General features: G+C 36.2%; 19 protein-coding genes. 5 read left to right on the top strand and 14 right to left on the bottom strand.

Annotated elements, in window-relative coordinates:
• Positions 1 to 126: 126 nt before the first annotated feature.
• Entirely contained in the window at positions 127 to 2529 is a 2403-nt protein-coding gene (locus tag D1003_RS03095; protein ID WP_153935684.1) for an outer membrane beta-barrel family protein, read from the bottom strand.
• A gap of 876 nt (positions 2530 to 3405) precedes the next feature.
• On the opposite strand from D1003_RS03095, the gene D1003_RS03090 reads away from it, so the two are divergent.
• Entirely contained in the window at positions 3406 to 5010 is a 1605-nt protein-coding gene (locus tag D1003_RS03090) for a fibrobacter succinogenes major paralogous domain-containing protein (protein ID WP_260393298.1), read from the top strand.
• 343 nt (positions 5011 to 5353) lie between these two features.
• Here D1003_RS03090 and D1003_RS03085 read toward each other — a convergent pair whose 3' ends face one another.
• Positions 5354 to 5614: a hypothetical protein gene (locus tag D1003_RS03085; protein WP_153935683.1), complete on the bottom strand. Its 261-nt coding sequence runs from the start codon at positions 5612 to 5614 to the stop codon at positions 5354 to 5356.
• Positions 5615 to 6190: 576 nt separating this feature from the next.
• On the opposite strand from D1003_RS03085, the gene D1003_RS03080 reads away from it, so the two are divergent.
• The gene (locus D1003_RS03080) at positions 6191 to 6910 is read left to right on the top strand and encodes a DNA-binding domain-containing protein (protein WP_153935682.1); all 720 of its coding nucleotides are present in this window, start codon (positions 6191 to 6193) and stop codon (positions 6908 to 6910) included.
• Between the two features lie 163 nt (positions 6911 to 7073).
• Here D1003_RS03080 and D1003_RS03075 read toward each other — a convergent pair whose 3' ends face one another.
• The 5 genes from D1003_RS03075 to D1003_RS03055 form a co-directional block, all read right to left on the bottom strand.
• On the bottom strand, positions 7074 to 7370 hold the full coding sequence (locus D1003_RS03075) for a cupin domain-containing protein (RefSeq protein ID WP_153935681.1): 297 nt from the start codon (positions 7368 to 7370) through the stop codon (positions 7074 to 7076).
• Positions 7367 to 7780, bottom strand: coding sequence for a rhodanese-like domain-containing protein (locus D1003_RS03070; protein ID WP_153935680.1), 414 nt, complete (start codon positions 7778 to 7780; stop codon positions 7367 to 7369). The genes D1003_RS03075 and D1003_RS03070 overlap by 4 nt, the downstream gene beginning before the upstream one ends.
• Positions 7781 to 7783: 3 nt before the next feature.
• Positions 7784 to 9190 carry a rhodanese-like domain-containing protein gene (locus tag D1003_RS03065; RefSeq protein ID WP_014937610.1) on the bottom strand — a complete coding sequence of 469 codons (1407 nt, stop codon included), beginning with the start codon at positions 9188 to 9190 and terminating at the stop codon, positions 7784 to 7786.
• A gap of 13 nt (positions 9191 to 9203) precedes the next feature.
• The gene (locus D1003_RS03060; RefSeq protein ID WP_153935679.1) at positions 9204 to 9998 is read right to left on the bottom strand and encodes a sulfite exporter TauE/SafE family protein; all 795 of its coding nucleotides are present in this window, start codon (positions 9996 to 9998) and stop codon (positions 9204 to 9206) included.
• Positions 9999 to 10070: 72 nt separating this feature from the next.
• On the bottom strand, positions 10071 to 10514 hold the full coding sequence (locus D1003_RS03055) for a hypothetical protein (RefSeq protein ID WP_014938379.1): 444 nt from the start codon (positions 10512 to 10514) through the stop codon (positions 10071 to 10073).
• Positions 10515 to 10658: 144 nt separating this feature from the next.
• On the opposite strand from D1003_RS03055, the gene D1003_RS03050 reads away from it, so the two are divergent.
• The 3 genes from D1003_RS03050 to D1003_RS03040 all read left to right on the top strand — a co-directional run bounded on the left by D1003_RS03050 (position 10659) and on the right by D1003_RS03040 (position 13016).
• A complete protein-coding gene (locus D1003_RS03050; protein ID WP_153935678.1) occupies positions 10659 to 12212 on the top strand; it encodes a helicase HerA-like domain-containing protein in 1554 nt (517 codons plus the stop codon).
• A 187-nt stretch (positions 12213 to 12399) separates the two neighbouring features.
• The gene (locus D1003_RS03045; RefSeq protein WP_153935677.1) at positions 12400 to 12711 is read left to right on the top strand and encodes a rhodanese-like domain-containing protein; all 312 of its coding nucleotides are present in this window, start codon (positions 12400 to 12402) and stop codon (positions 12709 to 12711) included.
• Between the two features lie 5 nt (positions 12712 to 12716).
• The gene (locus D1003_RS03040) at positions 12717 to 13016 is read left to right on the top strand and encodes a co-chaperone YbbN (RefSeq protein ID WP_079207372.1); all 300 of its coding nucleotides are present in this window, start codon (positions 12717 to 12719) and stop codon (positions 13014 to 13016) included.
• Between the two features lie 84 nt (positions 13017 to 13100).
• Here the strand turns inward: D1003_RS03040 and fabD are convergent, their stop codons facing one another.
• The 7 genes from fabD to infB form a co-directional block, all read right to left on the bottom strand.
• A complete protein-coding gene (gene fabD, locus D1003_RS03035; protein WP_079207371.1) occupies positions 13101 to 13976 on the bottom strand; it encodes an ACP S-malonyltransferase in 876 nt (291 codons plus the stop codon).
• 42 nt (positions 13977 to 14018) lie between these two features.
• On the bottom strand, positions 14019 to 15911 hold the full coding sequence (locus tag D1003_RS03030) for a LysM peptidoglycan-binding domain-containing protein (RefSeq protein WP_153935676.1): 1893 nt from the start codon (positions 15909 to 15911) through the stop codon (positions 14019 to 14021).
• Positions 15912 to 15949: 38 nt separating this feature from the next.
• Positions 15950 to 17530, bottom strand: a complete 1581-nt coding sequence (bshC, locus tag D1003_RS03025; RefSeq protein WP_153935675.1) for a bacillithiol biosynthesis cysteine-adding enzyme BshC — start codon at positions 17528 to 17530, stop codon at positions 15950 to 15952.
• 9 nt (positions 17531 to 17539) lie between these two features.
• Positions 17540 to 19441 carry a putative porin gene (locus tag D1003_RS03020; protein WP_153935674.1) on the bottom strand — a complete coding sequence of 634 codons (1902 nt, stop codon included), beginning with the start codon at positions 19439 to 19441 and terminating at the stop codon, positions 17540 to 17542.
• 49 nt (positions 19442 to 19490) lie between these two features.
• Entirely contained in the window at positions 19491 to 20903 is a 1413-nt protein-coding gene (locus D1003_RS03015) for a RagB/SusD family nutrient uptake outer membrane protein (RefSeq protein ID WP_153935673.1), read from the bottom strand.
• A 27-nt stretch (positions 20904 to 20930) separates the two neighbouring features.
• On the bottom strand, positions 20931 to 23843 hold the full coding sequence (locus D1003_RS03010) for a SusC/RagA family TonB-linked outer membrane protein (protein WP_153935672.1): 2913 nt from the start codon (positions 23841 to 23843) through the stop codon (positions 20931 to 20933).
• Between the two features lie 313 nt (positions 23844 to 24156).
• Entirely contained in the window at positions 24157 to 26961 is a 2805-nt protein-coding gene (gene infB / locus D1003_RS03005; protein WP_153935671.1) for a translation initiation factor IF-2, read from the bottom strand.
• Positions 26962 to 26989: the final 28 nt, after the last annotated feature.

Raw genomic sequence — 26989 nt, 5'->3', positions numbered from 1 at the left:
TATTATCTGTATCGAGTAAACATAACTTTATGTCATTCCATAGGATTCCTATTTAAAAGGATTCCTACGAAATGACAGCTTAGACTCATTAATCCTTACACCCAAAAAAGGACATTTATAATATTTTTATAATCTTCCTTTTTCTTCATTATTACTACTTTCCATTTTCTGTAATTTTGGTTTATCACCTCCACTGAAACTATAATTTAGAGATAGTGATAACACTCTACTTTGCTCTTTATGATTAAGATTAATAATCGTGTTATTAAAATAACTTTTCGCTCTAAAATTGTTTGTATAGAAAATATCACTAATTGCAACTCTTGCGACAAGTTTATTCTCTAAGAATTTTTTCTGAATACCTAAATCTATGCTTCCTATAGCTCCTGTTAATGCATTACCACTTACCATCTGTGGAGTATAAAAAGCATTCATACTCATTTTATAACCTTTTGGTAACGATATTTCATGCTCGGTTTGGAAAACAAAAGACGGTTTTTCGATTAAAAAATTGGGGGATTCTGATTTTGTATAGGTTAATAGTAAATTATTTGTTGTACTCCACCATTTTCTAATTTGAAATGGCGCACTAAAAGTTGTCGTATAAACAGACGTATTGCCCGCATTAGCTTTAATAATTTTTAAAAGCTCTGTATTAGGATTAGTCTGTATCATTTGGGTAATCATATCCTTAGTATAGCTATAACTTACTGCGACATAATAAGTCCCCTTCCAGATACTCCCAATTTCAAAAGAACTCGTAAATTGAGGCTTTAAATAAGGGTTTCCTGTACTCACAGAATAATTATCTATATAGTATTCATAAGGATTTAAATCAAAATAAGAGGGTCTTTTTATTCTCCTGTTAAAAGATAAAGAAAGATAGTTACTCCCTTCTTCATTTAAATTTTTTTTCATAAAAACAGAAGGAAAAAAGCTTAGATAATTCTGAGAAACATTTCCTTTTTGGCTTCCCATAAGAGTCGCATTAACATCTGTTTGCTCCGCTCTTACCCCTATTTGATACTCAACTTTTCTAAAAGAACCACTTAGTTCTGTATAGCCGGCAAAAACATTTTCATTGTAGTTAAAATCAAAATTTCGACCTACTGCACCTACCCAATTTAAGCCATCAAAATTTTCGTAAGTATTTGTATTATCTATTTTAGTACTATTTAATTTGGCTCCAAAGTTTAAAGAGCTACTATTTTTGAAATTCCATTTATATTTGCTATCTACTGTAAATATTTTTGAAATACTTGGAAAATGCAATCTAAACACCGTTTTATCTAATAACTTATTCTGATAATCAAAACTTTCACTGTTAGAAGTATTTATTCCTCTTCTGTCATTATAAGTAAAATCTGATAAAAGTGTAAATTTAGAACCTAAGGAATCGGTTTTTATAGAATAGTTCATCCCAAAATTATGATAGCCCGTTTTAGTTTCCGTAGGAAAATTTCCTTTTGAAAAAATAGCTTCAGACTCTAAAGGATACATAATTTTGGTATCCGATAACGAATTACTCGAAAATTTACTTAACTGCCCCGTATAACCAATCCCTAAAAATTGCTTTGGACTAATATCATAAGTTAATGCCATTTTTATACGATTTGCGTTTCTTATTTGAGTGTCATCAGACCTATTCTGATATTTGCCTCCATTAGTAAAATCTCGCTGCTGTTCTAATAATTCGTAGGATTTATCATGATTAAAAGAGTAGCTGGTATTAACTCCAAATTTTCCTCTCTTATAATTTAGTACAAAAAAAGGATTATAACTCGGAAACTTACCCAATCCCCAACCATTCTCATAGCCTAAATTACCACTAAACCCTTGTTTTGAAGTCTTCTTTAAGATAATATTGATAAGTCCTCCTGAACCTTCTGCCTCAAACTCTGCCGAAGGATGAGCAATCACTTCAATGGATTGGATATCATTAGATTTTAGATTTTGCAAATAATTTTTCAAATCCTCTCCACTCAAATTCAACATTTTACCATCAACCATTACACGAGCTCCCCAAACACCATTTATTGATATCTTGCCTCCGTTTACAAAAACACCCGGAGCCATTCTGAATAAATCTATTGAAGATTTTCCCACTGCTATCGGATTATCACTAATATTTAGAACTACTCGATCTAACTTTCTAACGATTGCTGGTTTTCCTTTTTTTATAACCACTTCCTGAATATTTCTAACCTTCTCCTTGGGAAAAGTTAGAGCCAATTGCTCTTGATTAGAATTAATCTCTAAATTTTTATAAAAATCGGAATACCCTATAGCTGATGTACCAATAATATAATTTCCAACTTTAGGAATTTCAACTAAAAAATGCCCTTCCTCATCTGCAATTTTTTCAGCCTTTATATTTTCAGAGGTCACCGAGCTTTCATAAAACTTCAATGTCGCAAATGGAACAGGTTTCCCTAAATAATCCGTAACTTTTCCGGATATGACTACTTGGGCTAAAGCAACTTGTATGTTAAACACACACAGACACATAAATAATACTCTTATCTTCATTGGTATATATTTTAATTAAAGCGAAATTACTTAGGTAATATCTTATTAAAAATATTTATCGATGAAAGTATCTTTTTTATCGATATAAGATACATAATACCTGTTGTACATTTAGAATAAATTATTTTTAATTTATTCAAACATCATTTTGAAGATAAGAAATTGAGGTATCGAATCATCGTGAAAGAAGTGAGCTTCGTTATTACTAAACACTGAAAGATTTTCGCAAAGTTGAGTTGAGGGAAAATTGCCCACATAATTGAGAAATATTAGTTTCTATTCTCTTTCTTATTTTCATATTTTGTTTTTAATGGTCTGGTTTTTCCGCATCGAAACCGAAAGATTTATCTTGGTATAATTGAATAAGTCTACCTGCAATGCTTTACTGATATATCCTCGGTTTCCGATTAGCAAACAAGTTTTCTTCTCCAACTTGCGAAAAGTTATCCCTGAAAACTTGCACACTTCCGTAAAAGATTATATGTTTGCGGTTGCTATACAACACCATATCGGTTCTATACAAAGGAATAAAAAAGTGGTATAGAAATTTGGTGATAAGCAAAAACTATGTAAACACACAACACCTATAAGTTTTGTAAGTATGCACGGTATTTTCGGAAAATCATCTCAATATCTCTTATTAAAACAGCTCCCACTTCTAGCAACTTTTGTTAGGGGCATTTCGTATAGATATCGTTTTAAATTTTATTCTCACAACCATTCGCTAAAAGCCTCCTTGTTTTTTGTGCCTATCTGTGAGATTAGATTTCAGATGTTAAAATATAAGTCCTTAAACTTCGAATACTTGAACTTTAGACCTTAAACATTGAACAACTTAACAATTTAACAACTAACATCTATAAACAATAACATCTTATGAACAAAGCTTTATTATGCACGGTGTTTCTGCCTTTAGTGCTGAACGCCCAAGATGATTATAAAGGCAGAGTGGGCATCAATACCACTACGCCCCAAGCGACTTTAGATATTTCTAAGGTAGAAGTAAGTCCTACGATGCCAGCAGATAAGCCACAAGGGGTGCTATTTCCTAAACTGACTACGGAGGAACGACTTACCTTTTCTCCCAATACCAAAAAGGGAACTCTAATCTACAATAAAGACAAGAACTGTATAGAAATGTACAGAGGTCTTATCGGTGGAGTACACGAATGGGCTTGTATTAACGATGCTAGTGCATTTGCCAATCCCTATGCTCCAACTACAGCCACTTTAGGAACGGTACAAGATGTTAAGCTAGTGGTCTTTAAATACAACAGCAAAGACTACTTAGTACAAGGGAGTAATATTATGGAAACAGGAATAGCTGCTGGAGCAGAAATTACAGTAAATATCCCTTACAGCGGTGCATCGCCCGCTAATGGCGCTTATACCGCTTATGAACAAACCTTAGCCCTAAAAGACGGGAATGGTTATATGCGAAATTTTAAGTTGTCTTATCCAGCGGGTAATTTTACGGGGGCAACAGGTACTATACAAGCTAAACTAAAGAATGTAAGTGGGGCCACTTACTACCCTGCCCTAGACCCTTTAGATGGCGTATACCGTAATGCCATTAGCAATGCCGATGCCTACACCATCAGTCTAAATGGGAGCAGTACCACCACGCTCAAAGTGAAAACCCTTACAGGTATTCCCGACCGTTGCTTTGATAAGACGACTTTTGAGTGCGTAGGCTATGGAGCAAATGAAAAAGAGCATAATTTTGTCTATCTTCCAATCACGGGACCTGATGGTAGAGTTTGGCTCAATAATAATCTAGGTGCAGATTATGCTAGAGTAGGTTCAGAGTGGTTTGACCCAACTTATCAAGCAGGGGCTTTAGATTATACGAATACCACTTCTGCAGTGCCTCTTTCTAATCCAACTGCCGACCAGATTAAAAAAGACTGGCGTGCGTATGGTTCGTTGTTCCAGTGGCAGCGTAACCCAGATGGGCACGAACTGATGACTTGGACTGGTAGCAATTACTCAGATGGTACGCCTAAGTATACCACTACCAATACTTTATCTGATTCTTGGACGAACCCAGGTCACAGTAATTTTATCTTAGGTAATACTTATTCTTGGGTTACTAATACCTTAAGTTATGACACTACTAATAAGAATTTATGGCAGTCAGGGCAATCTAATAATCCTTGTCCTGTGGGGTATCATGTGCCTACTTACGCGGAGCAGATGGCTTTGCGTAATACGATTTTAGGTTATGATGCAAGTCCTTCATATACAACGTCTAGTAAGATGTGGGAGGAGAAGTTACTCCGCCTGCCTGCTAATGGTGTCCGTATCAGCAATAACAATCTAAATGCTCAAAGTGCTGACGGATGTTACTGGTCTAGCAGTATGTATTCGGGCTATGATAATTCTGTGGTATGGTACCTTCAATTCTCTTCAAGTTACAACATGGTACAACCCTCATTATATAATAGAGATGGCATGAGCCTCCGCTGCATTAAGGATTAACTGTGCGTTCTCGGCGGTTTTCGCCACTAAGCACTCTTTAAAAATCTGATGCCTATAAAATCTAAAACTTATAGGCATCGGATTTTTTTTTATAAGCATAAAAATAATTTTTATAGGCATAAGTTTTAGGTGCTGTCCTTTTGGCTCCGCCGAACCACTCCGTTAGGTTTGCTTCAAGGCAAAAGAAGGGCGATAAATATGTATGTATGTCCTTTTGGCTTGACCTAAACTTACCTTTGCTCGGCAGAGCGTTGATAATGGCTAAGTGGTGATAAATATGTGTGTATGTCCTTTTGTCTTGAAACAAAAGGACCAAAAATTCAAGAGCAAAGGTTAGGTTTACCTACGGCACGGGACTGCCCCCTGCTATTTGGAAGCTACCGCTCCCAATACCGCTACGGGGGCTGTCCCTAAACTTACCTTTGCTCGGCAGAGCGTTGATAATAGCTAAGTGGTTATCATTTAAAACAGTTTTAAAATGGTCTTTGGGAGAGGAGTGCTTATAATATATATAGTATATCTGACCTCTAAGCCCGACGGCGTTAAGAACCTCGTTACTAAAGGCGTTAAAAAATACCCACTGTTTGAGCAAAGGTGTGGGCAAAAGCGTTGGAGCGAGTTTTGGGGATTTTAGCCTTTAGTAATGAGGTTTAGCCAAAGGGGTTACAGTCTTGAATTTTTGCTTCTTTTGCTTCAAGGCAAAAGAAGGGCGATAAATATGTATACTTGTCCTTTTGTCTTGACCCAAAAGGACCAAAAAGTCAAGACTAGAAAACTACGGCTAAAAATGTGTCGTCCATTCTAAAAGCCCTAGAACTCACGCCAAGGCTAAAGCCCTACGCTTGTTCAAACAATAGGTCTTTTTTAACGAATGGACGACACATTTTCTTAACGCCTCCGTTTCCTTAGGTCGGAGAATAGAGCGGTGATAATTTAGTATTACTTTAAACTGTCTTTGGTGGGTAGCCGTTAATAAAAATAGGAGCATTGGTGTGGGCAGAAGCGTTGGAGCGAGTTTTGGGGATTTTAGCCTTTAGTAATGAGGTGGGGGTACTGTTTTTAATTTTGGGTTTAGCTAAGTGTTCCAATTTATGTATTTTTGTCTTGTTCCAAACCTAATGTAGTGGTTAGGTGGAGCTAAAGAACTAATAAACTCATCTAATATCAAAATTTAAAAGCTATGAATACACTAAAAGCGTGGTTGCGTCCCAACCTACTCACCAAAGACGACCCCAACGATTTTGTAGCCGTGCCTCTTTCGGCAGGGAGCCTTGGCATTACAGAAATTATAGAAGCCCTTAAAAAAGAAGGTATAGAAATAAAAACCGAAACCGTGGTAGACATCATCACTCGTTTTAACCGTAAGGCTTCGGAGCTGGTGTTGAGCGGTTATAGTGTAAATACGGGGCTGGTGTATATGCGTCCTGCCATTAAGGGGGTATTTTACGATAAAACCTGGGATAAGGAAAAGCACTCGGTGTATGTGAATGTACATCAAAGCACCGACCTAAGGAAAGCCGCCAACGATACCAAAGTGGAAATCCTAGGCGAGCAGTCTAGTCCAATGAGCGTGTTCAGCATTACCGACAAAGCCACTGGTAAAGCAGACGGTACTTTAACTAAAGGCAAAAACGCCGAAATCAAAGGGACTTATATTAAGATAGATGGCAACGACCCTAAAAATGGTATTGTCTTCAGAAATCTAGATACTCAAAAAGAAGTGAAACTTCTTGCGGAGGATATTGCACTTAATGAGCCTTCAAGAGTGCTTATCCTTGTTCCTGCAGATTTAGAAGCAGGAAACTATGAGCTAAGCATCACCACGCAATTTTCTAGAGGTAATGCCTCGCTTAAAGAACCTAGAACCGAAGTTCTATCAACTCCTGTAATAGTAGCGTAAGTTTCATCTTCTTGTTGGGTTTTATAGAAAGTGGGCGGGTTTTAAAACTAAACCCACCCACTTGTTCTTACGCCTATGCGTTGTCTTACCGTACAACGGTGTGTCGTCTTAGGCTACGCAGAGGTGTCGTTCGGTAAGACAACGGTGTGTCGTCAGTAAAGAGTTAAAGCTCTTGGGTTACAATAAAAAGATTTTCGTCTGATATCCCTACAACTTCGTGAGGGATATTCACCGGGATTTCGTATGTGTCCCACGCTTTAAAGAGGTGTGTTTTACCTTCAATCTCAAAATTGATATTGCCTTTTAGCACTACCAATGTAGCAGGAACAGGAGTGATGTGTTTTTTCAACACGACATCTTTTCCTAGTCCTACAGCAAATTGTTTGAGGGTATCCGATTTTTTAATAATGACCACAGAGGGTTTATCATTACCATATACGATGTTTTCTATAATATTCATTTGGTTTCTTTTTGTAGGTTTTTTACTTCGTTCCAAGTCCCAGCGTTATATACTTTTTTAAAGCCGTGTTTCTCTAGAATACTCTTAGCTTCTTCGGAGCGTCTTCCAGAACGACAGAAAAGTACAATATCCTGCGAGGGATTTAGTTTGTCTAACTGGTTTTCTAACTGGTCTAAAGGTATATTGATGGCTCCATTAGCACTGCCTTCTGCAAATTCTTCTGGCGTTCTTACATCTACCAGTATGCTTTTAGGGGCATTTATAATTTTCGCAATATCTGCTTTGCTAGTAATTTCTATATCTAACTCACATACAACAATTCTAGTGTTTTTGGCTTTGCCAGTTGTTTGGCAGGAGGCAAGCCCTAGAGCTAAACCTCCGCCAAGTATCATTTGGTGTATAACTTTCATAATTTAGAACTTAACTTTAGACTGGCATACAAAATCGGTAGTAGGCACAGAGGTTTCCTTAATTTTAGCAAAACCACCATCTACTTCTGTAAAGTTTCGGATACCTCTAGAATTGAGTATGCTAGAGGCTATCATACTACGATAACCTCCTGCACAATGGATGTAGAAATGTGTGTCGCCTAGTTCTTTTGCCCAGTCGTTAATCTCCATAAGAGGGCGGCTAAGGGCATCTTCTATATGCTCGGCAGAGTATTCTCCTATATTTCTTACATCTACTACTTTTGTGTCTTTGTGGTATTCATTCGCAAAGGCTTCGGCAGAAATTCTTTTAATAGTATCTATTTCTTTACCTGAATTTTTCCACGATTCAAAACCACCTTTGAGGTAGCCCACCACATTATCAAACCCTACACGAGCAAGTCTAGTAATGGCTTCCTCTACGGAGCCTTCTTCGCAAACTAATAGCAGGGGTTGCTTAACATCTACAATCATCGCACCTACCCAAGGGGCAAAACTGCCTTTAAGCCCAATGTTGATAGAGTTAGGCACAAAACCTTGGTGGAAATCAGCCGCATTTCTAGTGTCAAGGATTAAAGCTCCTGTATTCTCTGCCACGGTTTCAAAGTCTTCTGCGGATAGGGCTTCTTTACCGTTTTTTAAAACTTCGTCAAAGCTGGTGTAGCCTCCTTTGTTCATAGCGACATTCATTCCGAAGTATTGCGGTGGAGCGGTAAGTCCGTCCAAAACAGCCTCTATAAAAGCCTCTTTGCTAGGCTGGTTGAGGGCATAGTTTATTTTCTTTTGGTTGCCAAGGCTGTCTACGGTTTCCTTCATCATATTTTTACCACAAGCAGAACCCGCTCCGTGTGCTGGATATACGGTAACCTCATCTGGTAGAGGGAGAATTTTGTTGTAAAGACTATCGTACAACAGCCCCGCTAGTTCTTCTTGAGTAAGATTAGTGGCTTTTTGTGCCAAGTCTGGACGCCCCACATCGCCTAAAAATAGCGTGTCGCCACTAAACAATGCGGTTTCTTTTCCGTTTTCATCAAGGAGTAGAAAACACGCACTTTCCATCGTATGTCCTGGGGTGTGTAGCACTTTTATTTTAACCTTTCCTAACTCAAAAATTTGATGGTCTTCAGCAATAATAGCTTCAAAACTAGGCTTTGCAGTAGGACCGTAGATGATAGGAGCTCCTGTTTTTTTACTTAAATCTAAATGTCCCGATACAAAATCAGCGTGGAAGTGAGTTTCAAAAATGTATTTTAGGGTGACACCATCTTTCTCTAAACGCTCTAAGTAAGGCTGTATTTCACGCAGTGGGTCTATAATGGCTGCTTCGCCGTTAGAAGTAATGTAATAGGCTCCTTGTGCAAGGCAACCTGTGTATATTTGTTCTATTTTCATAATGATACTATTTTTATTTTAATATAATTTCTTTTATCAAGATATAAATCCCCATACCCAATACCAACCAACCAAAAGCAGGTTTTAGTTTTTTACCATCTATTCTTTTAGATAAAGCTAAACCTAATAAAACCCCTACAATAGATAGCCCTGTAAAAGATAAGAGAAAATGCCAGTCTATAGCAACTTTGTCTAAAGAGCTTACAAAACCTATAGTACTACTAAGGGTAATAATAAACAGTGAGGTGCCAATAGCTTCTTTCATTTTTAACCCTAAAATCATTACCAAAGCAGGAATGATAAGAAATCCTCCACCAGCACCTACTAGCCCCGTAATAATGCCTACCAACAGCCCTTGGGAAATAAGCAAGGTATTTCTAGATGGAGAAATCTCTAAGGTACTTGGTTCAGTTTTACTTCCCACAATCATTTTGTAGGAAGCCGAAAGCATCAGCGAGGCAAATAAGATGAGAAGAAACATATCTTTAGTGAGGCAAATGCCCCAACGGTTGATGATGTATTCGGGTAGATGTGGTACAACCACCCTCCTAGAGAAAAGCACCCCTAAGACAGAAGGGATACCAAATAGTAAAGCAGTATTGAGGTGTATTTGTTTCTCTTTAAAATGTCCCAAAGAGCCTACCAATCCATTACAAGCAACCACAAATAAAGAGAGTGTAGTTGAGGTAACGGCATCTAACCCAAAAAGGTAGGCAAAAACAGGAACGCTTAAAATACTCCCACCGCCGCCCATAAGACCGAGTACCAAACCAATAATGATAGCGAAAAAATAACCGAGTAGCTCCATAATTTTGATACAAAGGTAAGACTTACGCTTTACAAGTTATGAAACTTGGGTTACAGAAGTCCATTTTTTGGATTAAGCTATTTCTATAACTTCAATTTGGTGCGAACCAAAATCAACCTTATCTCCTACTTTAGCATTTTTAATTTTTGAATAGATAGGTGCTTCTTCGGATATACAAACCACATCTTTCCCTTCGTATTTGAATGGGGGTACTGAAATCCCAACGAAGATATAGCTTTTATCGGTTTTAATAAGGCTACCACTTTCAACACTTGTATGGTGTTCTTGGGCGAAATGTTCTATGAATGCTAAGTGTTTTTTTGCGATGTTCGCCATCTGTTCAAACCTAAGTTGCATATCTTTAGCTTCTGTTTGGTGCGAAAAATCCTCGGGGTCGTGGGTGGCATCTTCATCTATATCGGACTCTGTACGGTAACGCTCTACAGACTTTTGGAGGTTATCCACTATCTTTTGTTGCTCACTAGCAATGGCTCTTAAAATGACTTCTTTTTCCATAAGGATTAAACTTTTGTGGATAACAAATATAAGTAAAATACTGCATTTAGGACTAGTTTATCCTATAATAAAATGTGGTGAAGAATATCAAAAGGTGAGATGATTCGGTTTTATTTCTTAATTTTATCCGTCAAAAAATGTAAGATGGCAGATAAGACTAAATTTATAGAAGAATTAAACAGCAGATATAGCTCTAAAGGAGAAAGTATTATTCTAGGGAAAGGTATGCTAGATGGAGAAGTGGTAAAAGAGGTAGATGTAAAACTTCCTTTAAAAACTTTGAACCGTCATGGGTTGATAGCAGGAGCTACAGGCACAGGGAAAACCAAGACTATACAGGTTTTTGTGGAACAGCTTTCTCACGCGGGGGTGCCATCATTAGTAATGGATATTAAAGGGGATTTTTCAGGAATTGCAGAGGCAGGAGAGGAAAATAACATCATCAAAGAACGCTATGCTAAAACAGAACTACCATATAACGCTCAATCTTTCCCAGTAGAGTTAATGACGATTTCGGGGGCAAAGGGCGTTCAGTTGAGGGCTACGGTTACAGAGTTTGGACCGGTGCTACTTAGTAAAATACTGGGGCTCAACGATACCCAAAGTAGTATTATGTCCATCGTTTTTAAATACTGCGATGATAAAGGCTTGCCTCTGATAGATTTAGAAGACCTTAAGAAGGTGTTACAATATGTAACAACAAATGATGATGGTAAAAAGGAGATTTCGGAAAATTACGGTTCTATTGCACCAGCATCGTTAGGGGCTATTTTGAGGTCTATTGTAGCTTTAGAACAAGAGGGAGCAACAACGTTCTTTGGAGAACCGAGCTTTGAGGTTAATGATTTGTTACAAACCAAAGATGGGAAAGGTGTGGTGAATATTATGCGTGTAGACGATATTCAGAATAAGCCGAACTTATTTTCTACCTTTATGCTGTCTTTGTTTGCGGAAATTTATCTTACATTCCCAGAGGAAGGCGATAGTGGTAAACCGAAACTAGTCCTCTTTATAGACGAAGCTCACTTAATTTTTAAAGAAGCCTCCAAAACCTTGCTTTCGCAGATAGAAACTATGGTAAAACTTATCCGTTCTAAAGGAGTGGGTATCTATTTTATTACCCAAATACCTGGAGATGTGCCAGAGAATGTTTTAAGTCAGTTAGGTCTTAAAATTCAGCACGCATTGAGAGGATTCACAGCTAAAGACAGAAAAGAAATAGAAAAAGCCATACAAAACTATCCTGTTACAGAGTATTATAAGGCGGAAGAACTCATCCAAAATTTAGGGATAGGAGAGGCATTTGTAACTGCGTTGGACGAGAAAGGTATCCCAACCCCTTTAGTGCAGACTTACCTTATTTCACCAGAAAGTAGAATGGGAGTGCTAACTGCTACCGAGATAGATAATCTAACGGCAAAGTCAGCTTTAGTTAAGAAATATCAGAATAGTATAGATAAAGAAAGTGCTTACGAGATTTTATCTAAAAGAATGGTTCCTGCAACCGAGGAAAGTCAGGCGTCTCAAGAAGCACCTAAAACAACCGTGACTAAAGAACAAGAAGAGCCTAGCCTATTTGATACCATATTGAAAAATCCTATGGCTAAAACTTTTGGTACAACTTTGATGAGAGAAGGGGCTAAAGCCATACTAGGTATGCTTGGATTAAAATCTACTTATAGGAGAAGAAGATACTAGACTATATCACACAACTGAATGATTCGGATTAACTCTGAATCATTTAGTTGTGGATTAAGGAGTGGTTAAATTTGCATTTAATGAAAAATATCCGCAAGTTTGCACCCTTTGATATTGTGAATTTGTTTTTATTCTAAAATCAGAAAGTAATATTTTAGTTTTGCACTTAACCTTATAGATACTGATTATGTTAAAGTTTATAAAAAGTCTTTTTGGAGGGAATACCGTTGATTTTCAAGATTTAGCAGCAAAAGGAGCTCAAATAATAGATGTAAGAACTAAAGCTGAATATAATTCAGGACATATTTTCAATTCCATCAACATTCCATTACAGGAGTTGAACCAAAACCTCAACCGTTTGGACAAAAGCAGACCCATAATTACCTGCTGTGCTAGCGGTATGCGTAGTGCTTCGGCTAAATCTATCTTGTCCAGTAATGGTTTCACTGCTTATAATGGTGGCGGCTGGAACTCACTTCAGAAGAAAATCCTAAAATAAAAATTATGTCTCAAAAATTTAAAGAACTCATAGACTCTCCCCAACCTGTACTTATAGACTTTTTTGCTACTTGGTGCCAACCTTGTAAGGTGCAGTCTTCGGTACTCAACACCGTAAAAGAAAATGTAGGAGATACGGCTAGAATTGTAAAAATAGATATAGATAATTACCCTTCTATTGCTGGTGAATATGGTGTAAGAAGTGTACCCACTCTTATGATTTTTAAAAATAGTGAACTTCTATGGAAAGGCAGTGGCGTACACGATGTAAATACTCTAACTCAACTTCTTAAAGATTTCGCCTAAATTCCTCTTAATTCCCACAAAAAAACCTGCACCCTTAATATAAGGGTGCAAGTTTTTTATTAACGTTCGTTTACTTAGTCTTTTCTACATTGCAGAAGATACCACTACTTCTGAATTTATCTTTTTAATTAACCCTTGTAAAGTCTTACCTGGACCTACTTCCACAAAAGATGTCGCACCATCTTTAATCATATTTTGAATAGACTGCGTCCACTTTACAGGTCCTGTAAGTTGTGCGATGAGGTTTTGTTTAATTTCCTCCTCATTAGCCACTGCTGTAGTCGTAATATTTTGATAAATAGGGAAACTCGCCTTTCTGAATTTTGTATTTTCTATCGCTGTTGCCAATTGGTCTTGTGCAGGCTTCATTAGTGGTGAATGAAATGCTCCATTAACAGGTAATAGCAATGCTCTCTTAGCTCCCGCTTCTTTAAGTTTAGCACAGGCTTCCTCTACTGCTTTGGTTTCTCCAGAGATTACCAATTGTCCAGGGCAATTATAGTTTGCAGGTACTACTACCCCATCTATTTGAGTGCAGATTTCTTCTACTCTTTCATCTTCCAAACCTAAAATAGCTGCCATAGAAGAAGGGTTAGCATCACATGCTTTTTGCATAGCATCTGCCCTTTGAGCTACTAATTTTAAGCCGTCTTCGAAGGATAAAACGCCACTCGCTACCAATGCCGAAAATTCTCCTAAAGAATGCCCCGCAACCATCTGAACACCTGTGGCATCTATAGCCTTAACTGCCGCCACGGAATGTATAAATATTGCTGGCTGCGTTACTCTAGTTTGTTTTAAATCTTCCTCCGAACCGTTAAACATAATTTTTAGGATATTAAAGCCTAATATTTCATTGGAAAACTCCATTAAATCTTTAATATCTTTCCTGCTATCGTACAGTTCTTGTCCCATTCCTACAAACTGAGACCCCTGACCTGGGAACACTAATGCTTTCATATTTATTTTTTCAAAGATTATCTCTTTAGTTTCTAATTAAATTTATGGTAAAAGTCTTACGACACGATAACCTACATTTACATAGGCTCCATTGGGTTTTATTCTTTGGAACTCAAATTTTGTAGCTAGCTGTGTTTGAGTTTGCCCCATTTGCTTAAATATTTCTCCTTTCTTATTTTCCCTAGACAGCATATCATTAACAATATCGAAGCCCACTATAGCATATTTGGAAGGAGTCTTGCAATATTTGGCTTTATAAGCCGCTAAAATTTCTTTTTCGAAGTCTCCCTCCTCATTAATTTTTCTATCCGTTAGATATACTAGACTGACTTGATTTAACTCATCTACTTTTTTATCAAAAGCTGGAGTATAGAACATACTAAAGGCTTTGATACCTTTAGTTTCTTTAGATAGATTAATCAGCGTAGAGGCAAAAGCACTACCAACCCCATCGTCATCACTTGCTAAAATAGCTATTACTGGAGAGCTTTGCCCTGTCATCATATTCTGTTCCAATTCTATTTTAGACGCATTATCTACTATAATTATATCTGCCTTTCTTAAAGATTTCTCTAGCTTCGTTTTTATATAGTCGGCATTTGTTGTTTCTGCTCCTGATACAATATAAATTTTTTGGTTAGAAAAAACCTCTTTCACCTCTTTTACAATCCTATCAGCATAGATGGCTTTGTCTGTTTCAGCAATGATTAAATTGCCAAAACCATACATATCCTCACTATTAGCAAATGGAGCTACTACAGGAATTTGAGTGTCTTTAACATAATCCAAAACTTCTAATACATTGGTCTTAAACAATGGACCTATAATTAAATCGGTATTAGACGAATCTATCTGGATTAAGTTCTTCTTAAATGCTTTTTCGTTACCCGCATCTATGATATTAAAATCCAACTCTTGCCCCTTTCTAGCATTCATCTCCACTGCTAATTTCGCTCCCATAAGAAAATCCGTCGCAAGTCCTCTATATTTAGAATCTCCCGTATCAAAGCCAAATGGTAACATCAGTACTACCTTAAGTGCATTTGTGTTTTTCTTAACATAGGCTTTATTAAATTTCTTTATTTTAAGAACCATCCCTGGTTTTAAGCCCTCTGAAATTTGAGGATTAAGTTCTAGGAGTTGGTCTAAATCTAAATCATACTTATTGAGAATGCCAAAAACGGTATCACCTTCCTGAACGGTATAGGTAATATAATCTTCTTGAGAAGGAGTTGTTACCTTTTTAGTTTCCGAAAAATCTGGTTTTGCACTTTCTGTAGAACTTGCAATAGCCTGATGTTTCACTTTGATGACTTCCCCTACTTTCAGTCCACTTTCTTCTAAGCCTGGATTAAGTGCAAAAAGGTCTTTCTTACTAATTCCAAACTGCCTCGTAATACGATAGTAGTTATCCTTCGCTTGCACCTCATACTCACCTTCTGCTAATGTCTTTGTCGCTTTTTCTGCAGACGAATTTTCCTGTGTGGTGGTTGGAGTAGTAGTTTCTTTAGTAGTGGTTACTAATTCAGTCACTCCGTATTTGGTAATTTTATCCAAAGGCAATACCACTTCCTCTCCTATTTTCATTTCCAAATTTGGATTGAGCTTTCTTACCTCTGCTTCTGTAACGTGGTACTGGCGGGTTAAACTATATAAAGTTTGTTTTGGCTTCAGTATAATTTTGCCCAACTGAACCTCCTTAGAAGAATCTACGACTTTCTGTTTTGGTCTAGTTGATTTTTTACCAACATTAAGGGTTTGCCCTATCTTAATAGCTCCATCTTTTATTTCAGGATTAAGTTCATAAAGTTCTTTTATAGACAAGCCATACTTTCTAGAGATAGAATATGGTGTTTCTTTCTCAACTACAGTGTGTGTTTGTGCCTGTAAAAAGAAACTCACTAAAAATATGGGAGCAATTAGTATTTTTTTCATTGTTTAATAAACTAGACTGCAAAAATACATTTTTCCAATTAAATAGCTAACACTAACATTACCGACTTATCCACAGGCATTTCTTCTAAACAGATATCCAACCATTTTTTGCCCAAATCTCTGTAAAATACGCTAAAATTATACTGTCTTTCCTGCCATTTGGTATTAGGGTTTATCTTTTCAGCGAGCAAATTCAATCGTTCTAACAAATCTTGATTTTTTTTCTTTTCTGCTTTTAACAGGCGGACTCTCATTTTTTGATACGATTTTAGCTGACGCTTCTGTTCTGCTTCCACAAGGTTAAAGAAAGTAACTTCTGTCTGTTGAGCTTCTTCTTTCAATTCATCAAAACCTTGCTTTAGCAATTTTTCTTTCTCATCAATAATAGGTAATAAAGTAGATTTTTTCAAGAGTTTTTCTCCAAACACTCGTTGATAATCATTGAAAAAGTCCTTAACATTAAACCCTAACTTATCAATTTTAGCAAAAGTTTTTTCATCAATAAAAGTGAATGAATGGCGTGGTATTAAAACTGGAAATTCTAGCCCTATACTTCTAAAATAATCTACCAGCTCTAGCCAATACATTACTTCTGCATTTCCCCCTATATAAGCGATATTAGGCAATATCGTCTCCTGATAAACAGGTCTCATCAAGGCATTAGGACTGAATCTTTCAGGGAAATTTTGTAATTCCTCCAATATTTCTAGCTCTGTAAATACCTTTTTGGTGTCTATCACTCTAAATAAATCTCCATCTCGCTCTATCCTTTGACGTTTGTCTGTAAGGTAAAACAAGTTGATTTCTCTAGGATTTACCTGCACTTTAGAGTATGATTGCGATAAATATGCTATCCTTTGTTTAGTTTCGTTATAAAGTTTTTGAGAAAAAAGTTCTTCTCTAAAGATGGAAGTCATTTGCAATTTCAAAGCCTTATCATCACCATCTATGAGTAAAAGTCCATAATCTGAAAATAATTTTTGAGCTAAAATTCTTATAGATTGCGATAAACTCTGCCCTAAACCATAAGCCTCATCAAGCCAACTAACAAGTTCTTTTCCGAAAGGGAAACCCTCTACTTCCTTCTTAAATTGCTCTAAAAATGTGTTAGATTCCACCTTAATCCTACCAACCGCTCCACCTTGTACGCCTTCTATCTCGTAGTAATTTTCATCTGTCCTAAAGTGATTGATTTCATCAAAATCGTGGTCTTCTGTAGCCATCCAAAAAATAGGAACAAAATGTTTTTCAGGAAACTGCTCTCTAAGATAAATGCTGGTCTTAATCGTCTGTAAAATTTTATAAATAAAAAATACAGGTCCTGTAAACAAGTTAAGCTGATGTCCCGTAGTGATAGTAAATGCATTTTCTTTTAGCAAAGCTTCCAAATTCCCCTTTTGTGATGAAGAAAGCTCAATACCTTCATATTGCTCTTGAATGACTTTAACTAAAACTTCTCTTTTTTCATTAGAAAATGTTTGGGATTTAGCCTCTATCTTATCAACTATGTTAGTAATATTAAATGAATACGGTTTAAAATCCTCTATTTTATCATCTAAAAAATCCCTAATTAGCTTAGGGATTGCCTCTATCTCCTGAAATGGAATAAGCGTTTTCATACTTCAAATTTAGTAAAAAAGATACCAAACTACACCTAAATTAAGCCTAAAATCAGAAATAGGAAAATATGGCGCTGTATATGACCTATTTTTCATAAATGTAGTGTTAAAATGCTGTGCTTCTGCATAAATGAGCATTCTTTTGACTTTCATATTAAAATAAGCCGAAGCGATAGGCTGCCCTCCTATGCTATGAGCAGAGGCAGACGGCAACACAAATTCGTTAAGTACAGGAGCATATTCTCTAGAGTTGAACTTTGAGAAATAATACACTTGAATTCCTGTCTGTAATTCCGCTACTTTTTTAAAGGCAGGTGTTTGATAATAGAAGTTGAGCCTTCCTACAAAATGTGGTAGCGGCAACAAGTCTTTATTATTGAGAACCGCCTGAAATAAAAGATTTGGATTAAAGTTAAATTTACCATACTTAAACAGAGCTTCTCCACCAATCTGAGAGATATTAACCGAAGCCGAACTTTGCTTAGGCTGATACAACTCATTAAAATAAGCCATTTGGTCTATCCTAAAATAATTGGCTGATACTTTTGCATCAAACCATTTCAAGCCTAAAGTTCCACCAATTTCTAGAATATTTTGATTTTTGAAATCTTGCCACTGATAATTGAAATTAGGATAAAGCGAAGCATTTACTAAATAATTAAAACTTGGTGCTACCGACTGGAAGTTAGCTTTAGCATCTAAGAAATAACCCTCAATAGGCTCTAACTTTAAGTGATTGGTTGTTTTTAAATAATTTCCAAAAACAGCACCTCTAGAGATTTCTAAGAAAGACTGCAACTTCAGTTTATCCCAAAGGTTGATGTCTAAATTCCCAACCGCTCCTAGCCTATTTTCTTTATAAATATCAAACTGGGCGTTACCCGTACCCAAACTGATACTTTGGTGCCTAATACCTGCATCTAGTTTAAATTTTTCGTTATCCCAAAGTAAACTTAAGGTATTACTTAAGTTCTCAGAATATTTTTTATTTACCAAAGGCATCTCTGTTAATACACCGCCACCTCTCTGCTGAAAATAATTTTCTACACTAGATTGTTTAAAATAGTATTTATTACCTTGATGATAAATACTATGCCTTAACTTAAACGGAAAACGCTCCGATGAAAATGGACGAAATTCGTGGCTGTAATAATACCTTCTATATGAAAATCTAGAATCAGAACCTGTGAGGTTAACTTCGAGATTATTTCTATTTTTAAATCGAGTATCATTAAGGAAATTATCCAAACTTACAATACCTCCATACTCTTCCGCATTAACATTCTGGTGGGTAAAGTGGGCGTAAGCTTGATATTTTTGATTTCTAGACTGAAACTGTGCCGAAACTGTAAAATTATTACTAGAAGTTAAACTTCTCCTATAAAACCCTTGAGACCTAAGCCCCGTATAATCCAACGCAAAATTGAAATTCTTCCCAATATTTTGAGTATAGGTAGATTTTAGAGTCCCTCCATTTCCCACACCATTATGGTAGACAAAAGCCGTAGTAGGCGTTTTAACATCATAATAGCGTATATCTTGAATACCCTGTATAAAGTGTGATTTATTGGTTGGCAAAAGAGTTAAATTTTGCTCTGGATTAACGGAATACACCAAATCTTGAAACCCTGCCCCCACATTAGCAAATGACACTTTACCAAAAATATCTCTATTGTTATACTGGGTAAATTGATGGTATTTATCTATACTAAAAACTGTATCGAACACTTGATACTGTCCAAACTGCGTCTTATATCTATAATCTTGAATAGTAGGAATAAAGATTTTAACAGAATCTTTTCCTCCTCTATCTACGACTAATGAATCTTGCTTTATTTTATCTACCGATTCCTCTTGTGCTTTTACCCAAGTACAAGAGAACAATAATATTATAAAAAAAATGTACCTCATAAAGTTTTATGAGGTACAAAGGTATGTAAAATAATATATGAAGCCAACTCTATCTATTTAAGTTAACCGATTCATCTATATATTCATTAGCATCAATCTCTGCTTGTGGAATCTTCAAGAAAAATCTCTTATCATCTGGCGAAAGATTTTTCACAATTCTATGATTGTTGGTTCTAGTTATTCCTCTTCTTAACCTTTTTGCATCAAACCATTCAACTCCACACTCGGCATAAAGTTCCTTTCTTCTCTCTACCAAAATCTCCTCCAACAACGCTGCACCTGTATTGCTTGATTTCACAGCTTGAGGATCTCTATTTTTTTGCAAAGCATATAGTACATCGTGTGCCTTGCTAGGATTAATATGGTATAAAGCCTCTGCCTCTATTAAAACCATTTCAGATTTTCTAATAAATGGAACATCTGAGCTAAAATTAAACTTAAATTTTGTTGTTGTATATTTTCTCCAATCCGTAAATTTTGTTTTAGAAAATAAGTTTCTAACATCACTAGCAGAAAAAAGGCTAACAAAATTTTCATTAACATAGGTAGCATAGTATGACTGCGCTGTATGATCTATAAAGGCAAAAGGTGCAGTCCAATAGTATGCACTTTGATCCTCCGACTGAGGCGTACACCAAAGCCACTCTGGACTAGCGTCCATATCATTAAAGCCATTAGTATAAGATTTAGCATCTAAAGCCGCCGATATATTACCACCATAGGCTAATCTTGCTGCCTCCGCAGCTTCATCCCATCTACCCATAACCTGATACACCTGAGCTAAAACAGCACTTGCTGCTTCTTTATTCCAATAAGACTTATTTGGTCTATCAGATGAAGCTATACGAACCGCTTCTTTTAAATCTTCTAGAATAAATTCATACAATTCTTTCTGTGTAGACATAGGCTTACCTTCCGTAGTTATTTCCTTATAAATTGGGGGAGCTGGTAAACTAGGGTCATATGTATAGGTGTGTTGAAACTCTAAGCTTAGTTGAAAATAAAGAAATCCTCTGTATGCAAGTGCTTGCCCTAACAAATAATCCTTATCTGCACTTGATAACTGAGAGCTATTTTTTACTCCTAAAATAAATACATTCAACTTCCCTATCAACTCATATGGAAATTTCCATGAAAAAATAGTTCTTGTATAGGTAGGTTCCCTATTATTATTGTCGTAATCAAATGTAAACCAACTTAGAGCTTGAATCAAATCATTACCCTTAAGTGATCTCGCAAAAAACATACTTCCCATATTAGCCGCATCGTCACGAAGATACTGTCCTCTTGATCTTCTTAAAATACCTGACATATACGACATAGCGGATTCTTTAGAAGAATAAACAACAACATCTGTTACCGTATCTGTTGGCTTAGGTTCCTCTAAAAAGTCTCTAGAACATGAGGTAGGAACCAACGATATTCCACCCAACAAAACCGCTAAATATAATATTTTTCTCATTTTTTCTTATTTTTATATAATTAAATTTTAAAAACTCACTTGGAATCCTAAAGATACTGTTCTCAAACCTAAAGATCTATTATCCGTCCAGCCATCAAAAGACTGCTCTGGATCCATTCCCTTATGTGTCTGCCAAGTCCAGATATTATCAGCTTGTAAATACAGCCTCATAGCAGAAAGTCCAATTTCCTCTGCATATCTTTTAGAAACGTTATACCCTAGAGTTAACGCTTTTAGTCTAACAAAATCGTTCTTAAACAAATACCTAGTAGACATAGCTGTGAAATCATTTTGGCTAGCTAATAAAACTGGAACATCCGTCACATCTCCAGGCTTTTGCCATCTTCTTTCAACATCAGTAGTAACCTGTATACCTGCAGCAGCAAACGACATCAACCCCGCATACTGGGCATCATAAACATACCCACCAAAACTGAAATTAAACAAAACATTTAGATCCAAATTTTTATACACAAAAGTATTCTGTAAACCACCTATAATCTTAGGTATAGAACTTTTTCCTGTATAATACCTGGTTGCTTTAGAATATTCTTTAGTGGTTTCCATACCCGTTACATTTCCATTAGCATCTTTAATATCTTTATACCACATCAGGTAACCATCATTAGGATCTATTCCTGCATATTCAGGCATCCAAAACTCAAACAAAGATCTACCTACCTCATATCTCTTTGCATAACGAGCCGCAAAATTACCACCCGACAGAGATGTAACCAAATTCCTATCTAAAGAAAAGTTAAGGTTAGATCTCCACGAGAAGGTATCATTCTGAATATTTCTAGTATTCAAAGAAAATTCCCAACCGTAGTTCTTAAGAGAGCCTATATTGGTCTTTATAGTACTATTTCCAGTAGACCAAGGTATGGGTTTATCATAAATCAAGTCTAATGACTTCTTCTCATAATAATCAACATTAACATTTATTCTGTTATCAAACAGTCCTAATTCTATACCTGCATTCAATGAGGAGGTCTTCTCCCACGTCAACATAGGATCTACAACACTTCCTAACAAAACCCCAGTATTCCCTAATTGATTCCATCCTCCATTATAGGCCTGAATATATGGAAAATACCCTATTCCATTATTATTTCCTAACTCTCCATACGAACCTCTTAGTTTCAAATTACTTACTACTTTGCTATCCTTAAGAAAGTTCTCCCTACTTACTAGCCAAGCTCCTCCAACAGAATAAAAATCTCCCCATCTAACCTCTGGAGAAAACTTAGACGAACCATCTTTTCTAAACGATCCTTCCAAGAAATATTTATTACCATAATCATACGACACCCTTCCCAAATAGGATACCATTCTTTCCTCATTCACATACCCTGAAATATTTTCGTAAACAGTTCCTCCATTATGTACATATACCCCCGGTAAAAATCCTGTAGTAGAAGCTCCAAACGGATTATATTTATACTTGAATACCTCAAATATACCATCAACAGAAAGATTATGTTTTCCAAGAGCAAGCTTATAATTCGTTAAATTCGTTAAATTCGTTCCAAAAGAAAAATCTCTATTACTTGATACTCTCCCTCTAACATTAGCCGCTCCCCCATACTCATTATTATTATAACGATTGTAGTCATAAACATAAAATTCGTGGGAAATGGTTGTTCTATTGGTCAATCCTTTTGCTAACTTGGCTTCTATATAACCAACCGTATTCAAGGAATATCTACGATTATCAATTTTATTGTTATAAAGTGCCCCCGGTACATTCTCATTTTGAATAATTGGTCTATTTCCATTCAAAACGCCTCCGTTTGCTCCATAGTCATATATCAAATTTCCTTTTGAATCATATATCAAATTTCCACTTGAATCCCTCCTATGCACAGGATATATATTTGACACACCATAAATCCATGCCAACGCACTACCATAGACAGCCCCATCCTGAAGAGGTGTATTTTGACTAGATGTAGTGAACATCGTTTTAAATCCTGCACTTAACCAGCTATTTACTTTGGAATCTAAATTCAACCTAGTTGATAGTCTTTTAAAATTAGATGTCACCACACTTCCCTCTTGATCTAAATAGTCCGCTGAAAAGAAATAAGTAGTATTATCACCTCCTCCCTGTAAAGACAACCTATAATCTTTTCTAAAAGCCACCTTATTCAATATTTCTTTCTTCCAATCTGTATCCCATTTCTTTACAGCACCAGCAACAATCTTACCATCCAAACCAACAGGCATAGCCACATTATATGGGTTATAACCCAAATCAGATATCAAAGTATTCGTTGCAAACAAGGCTGCATCTACATCACTTTTCCCATCTACATATTTTGCCGTATTTCTTCTTGCTTCCCAAGAAAGTTCCATAAACCTATCAGAACTAACAAATGGATAAATATCTGTAGCTAGTGTGGACACTCCAGTTATAACATTCAAAGATAACTGAGGTTTCATATTTCTCTTACCCGTTTTAGTCGTTATAAGAATAACTCCATTTGCACCCCTAGACCCATACAAAGACGTAGAAGACGCGTCCTTTAAAACGTTCATTGTTTCTATTTGATCTTGAGAAATAGCATTTATATTTCCATAGAATGGAGCACCATCCAAAATAATTAAAGGGTCTTGAGACGCATTTATAGAACCATATCCCCTAATTCTGATTGACGGATTTGTACCAGGTTGTCCACCAGAAGTCACCAAATTAACACCAGGCACTGTTCCCTGTATAGCAGAAACCACCGATGTTGCCTGTTGATTCGCAATAACACTCTGACTAACTGAACTTACAGCACCGACTACCGCTTCCTTCTTTTGCTTGCCAAAAGCAACCATTACCACCTCCTCTATTTCCTTGACAGAATCCTTCTTTACTTTTTGTGCCACTACACTTTGAGCTCCTATGAAGAAAACTGCTCCAGCAGTAAGCACCCTTAATTTTACATTCATATATTAACAAAATTTAATATTATACCCTGCAAAGATGTTAATAATTCTTAATATTTGCAAGTAAATAAGTGTTTTTCAGCATTTATCATCTAAAACATCTATATATTTTCATCAAAAAAATGAGAGTATTTTTAAGCCATACAATAAAATCACCTTAATTATATACTTATAGTCAATAACTTAAAATCAAAATATAGCTACTATCACAATAGACTGTTATTTTTAATATATAACCATTCTAAATAAAAAAAACAAACCCGATAAATACCTATCGAGTCTATTTTTATAAAACTATAAGATAAAACTACAATGATTACTTCAGTTTTTTCTTAACACTTACTTGTTCGTAAACTTCTAAAACATCTCCAACTTCTATATCATTAAAGCCTTTAAGGTTAAGTCCACATTCGTAGCCCTTGGTAACCTCTTTCACATCGTCTTTAAAGCGTTTTAAACTTTCAAGTTCCCCATCAAACTTAACTATACCATCTCTTAAAAGTCTTATTTTAGAGTTTCTAGTAACTTTACCTGTAAGTACCATACATCCTGCTATAGAACCTACTTTAGAAATCTTGAACACTTCTCTAATTTCAACATTACCAACCACTTGTTCTTTAATTTCAGGCGAAAGCATTCCTTCCATAGCTTCCTTAACATCGTCTATCGCATCATAGATAACAGAGTAAGTTCTTATTTCTATTTCTTCTTTATCAGCTAAATCTTTTGCATTTGCTCCCGCTCTTACATTAAAGCCAATAACTACAGCATCCGAAGCTGTTGCCAATAAGATATCACTCTCCGTAATTTGACCAACTCCTTTATGTAATATGTTGATTTGAATTTCCTCTGTAGATAGTTTTTGTAGCATATCAGATAATGCTTCTACAGAACCGTCCACATCACCCTTAAGGATAATATTAAGCTCTTTAAAGTCACCTAAAGCGATACGTCTTCCTATCTCGTCTAATGTTAAATGCTTCTTAGTTCTTATAGACTGTTCTCTATGAAGCTGCTCTCTCTTATTCGCTAAGTTTTTAGCTTCTCTTTCGTCTTCATAAACCTTAAACTTATCTCCTGCAGTAGGTGCTCCGTCTAAACCTAAGATAGTTACAGGGATAGAAGGTCCTGCCTCCTCCATATTATTGCCTCTTTCGTCTAGCATTGCCTTTACCTTACCGTGGTTTTTACCAGCTAAGACATAATCCCCAACTTTAAGGGTACCTGCCTGAACAAGCATTGTGGCTACATAACCTCTACCTTTATCCAAAGCAGCCTCTATAATAACTCCGTTAGAACGCTTATTAGGATTAGCTTTAAGCTCTAGAAGTTCTGCTTGTATCAATACTTTTTCTAAAAGCAAATCTACATTATTACCAAACTTAGCAGATATTTCTTGAGATTGTACATTACCACCCCATTCTTCTACCAATATATTTAATTGAGATAACTGCTCTCTAATTTTATCTGGATTAGCATTTGGTTTATCCACTTTGTTAATCGCAATAATCATAGGTACTCCTGCTGCCTGTGCGTGAGATATCGCCTCTTTTGTTTGTGGCATCACATCGTCATCCGCCGCAATTACGATAATAGCAATATCAGTAACTTGAGCCCCTCTAGCTCTCATCGCTGTAAAGGCTTCGTGTCCTGGTGTATCTAAGAATGTAATGCGTTCTCCATTTTCTAACTTAACATTGTAAGCTCCTATATGCTGCGTGATACCTCCAGACTCCCCAGCAATAACATTGGTTTTTCTTATATAGTCGAGTAACGAAGTTTTACCGTGGTCCACGTGCCCCATTACCGTTACGATAGGTGCTCTGTGAACTAAATCTTCTTCTGTATCTTCTTCCTCTTCTGCACTATCATCTGTAAGTTCTGCATCGGCAAAAACAATATCAAAACCAAACTCTTCCGCCACTAATGTTAGTGTATCTGCCTCTAATCTTTGGTTCATTGTTACCATTACTCCTAAAGCAAAACAAGCTGATATTACTTCCATTGGCGATACATCCATAAGACTAGCCAACTCATTCACCGTAATAAACTCGGTTACTTTAAGCGTTCTGTCTTTTGCTTCCAACTCTTGCTGCTCTGCATCTTGCTCTCTACGTTGAGTTCTCTTCTCCTTTCTATATTTAGCAGATTTAGATTTACCACCTTTATTGGTTAGTTTCTCTAAAGTCTCCTTAATTTGATTTTTCACTTGCTCTTCAGTAAGCTCCACTGGCATTGTTTTCTCTCCTCTCTTCTTCTTTCCTCCACGACTTCCCTTATTATCAGGACGAGCACCACCAGTATTATTACCTCTAGTTTTATTATCCTGCTCTTTATTTTGTCCTTGAGCGGGCTTAGCATCTGTAGCCTTAGTAATTCTTTTTCTCTTCTTTTTCTTAGGACGATCAAACTGAGATAAATCTACGGTTTGTTTTAAAATTTTAGGCCCCTCTAATTTTTGATAATTAGTTTCAATTTTTTGAGGTTCTTCCGTAGCAGTTTCTTCTTTTTTAAGCTCTTCTTCTTTTTTAGGTAGAACTATTTCTTCCTTTTTAACGACAGACACTTCCTCTTCATTAACCACAGGCTTTTCCTCTTTTTTAGCCATCACTTTTTCTTTCTTACCTTCTGATTTTTTAGAAGGTCTAGGTCTAGAAGATTCTATCTGGCTCAAGTCTATCTTGTCCAAAACTTTCAGCTCTGTTTTCTGAACTTCAGTCTCAGATTTTATAGGCTCTTCAGTCTTTTCTACCTCAACCACAGGTTCTTCTTTAACCTCAGTCTTTTTTTCTTCTACTTTATCTTGCCCCAAGTCTATTTTGCCTAAAACTTTAGGTTCAAGTTTTTCAGAAGATTTGGCTCTTATAACCTCAGGGGCTTTTTCTTCTTTTAGTTCTATTTTTTCTTCTGGAACTTTAGAAATTACCACCTCACTAGAAGCCTTTTTTTGCTCTCCATCTCTTTTGAACTCTGCTTCCAATGCAGAATATGCCTCTGGTGCCAATAGAGCATTGGGATTACTATCTATCTCTATATCTTTGGCTTTTAGAAATTCTACCGCTCTAGATACCGAGATATTAAATTCCTTAATTGCTTTATTTAATCTAATATTTTTTGGCATAATGTATTTAATATTTGCTAATAACACT

Source organism: Riemerella anatipestifer (assembly GCF_009663465.1).
In the GTDB taxonomy this organism is placed as follows: Bacteria; Bacteroidota; Bacteroidia; order Flavobacteriales; family Weeksellaceae; genus Riemerella; species Riemerella anatipestifer_C.
The sequence above is the reverse complement of the archived record's forward strand: the minus strand, read 5'-3'. Positions and strand labels throughout refer to the sequence as shown.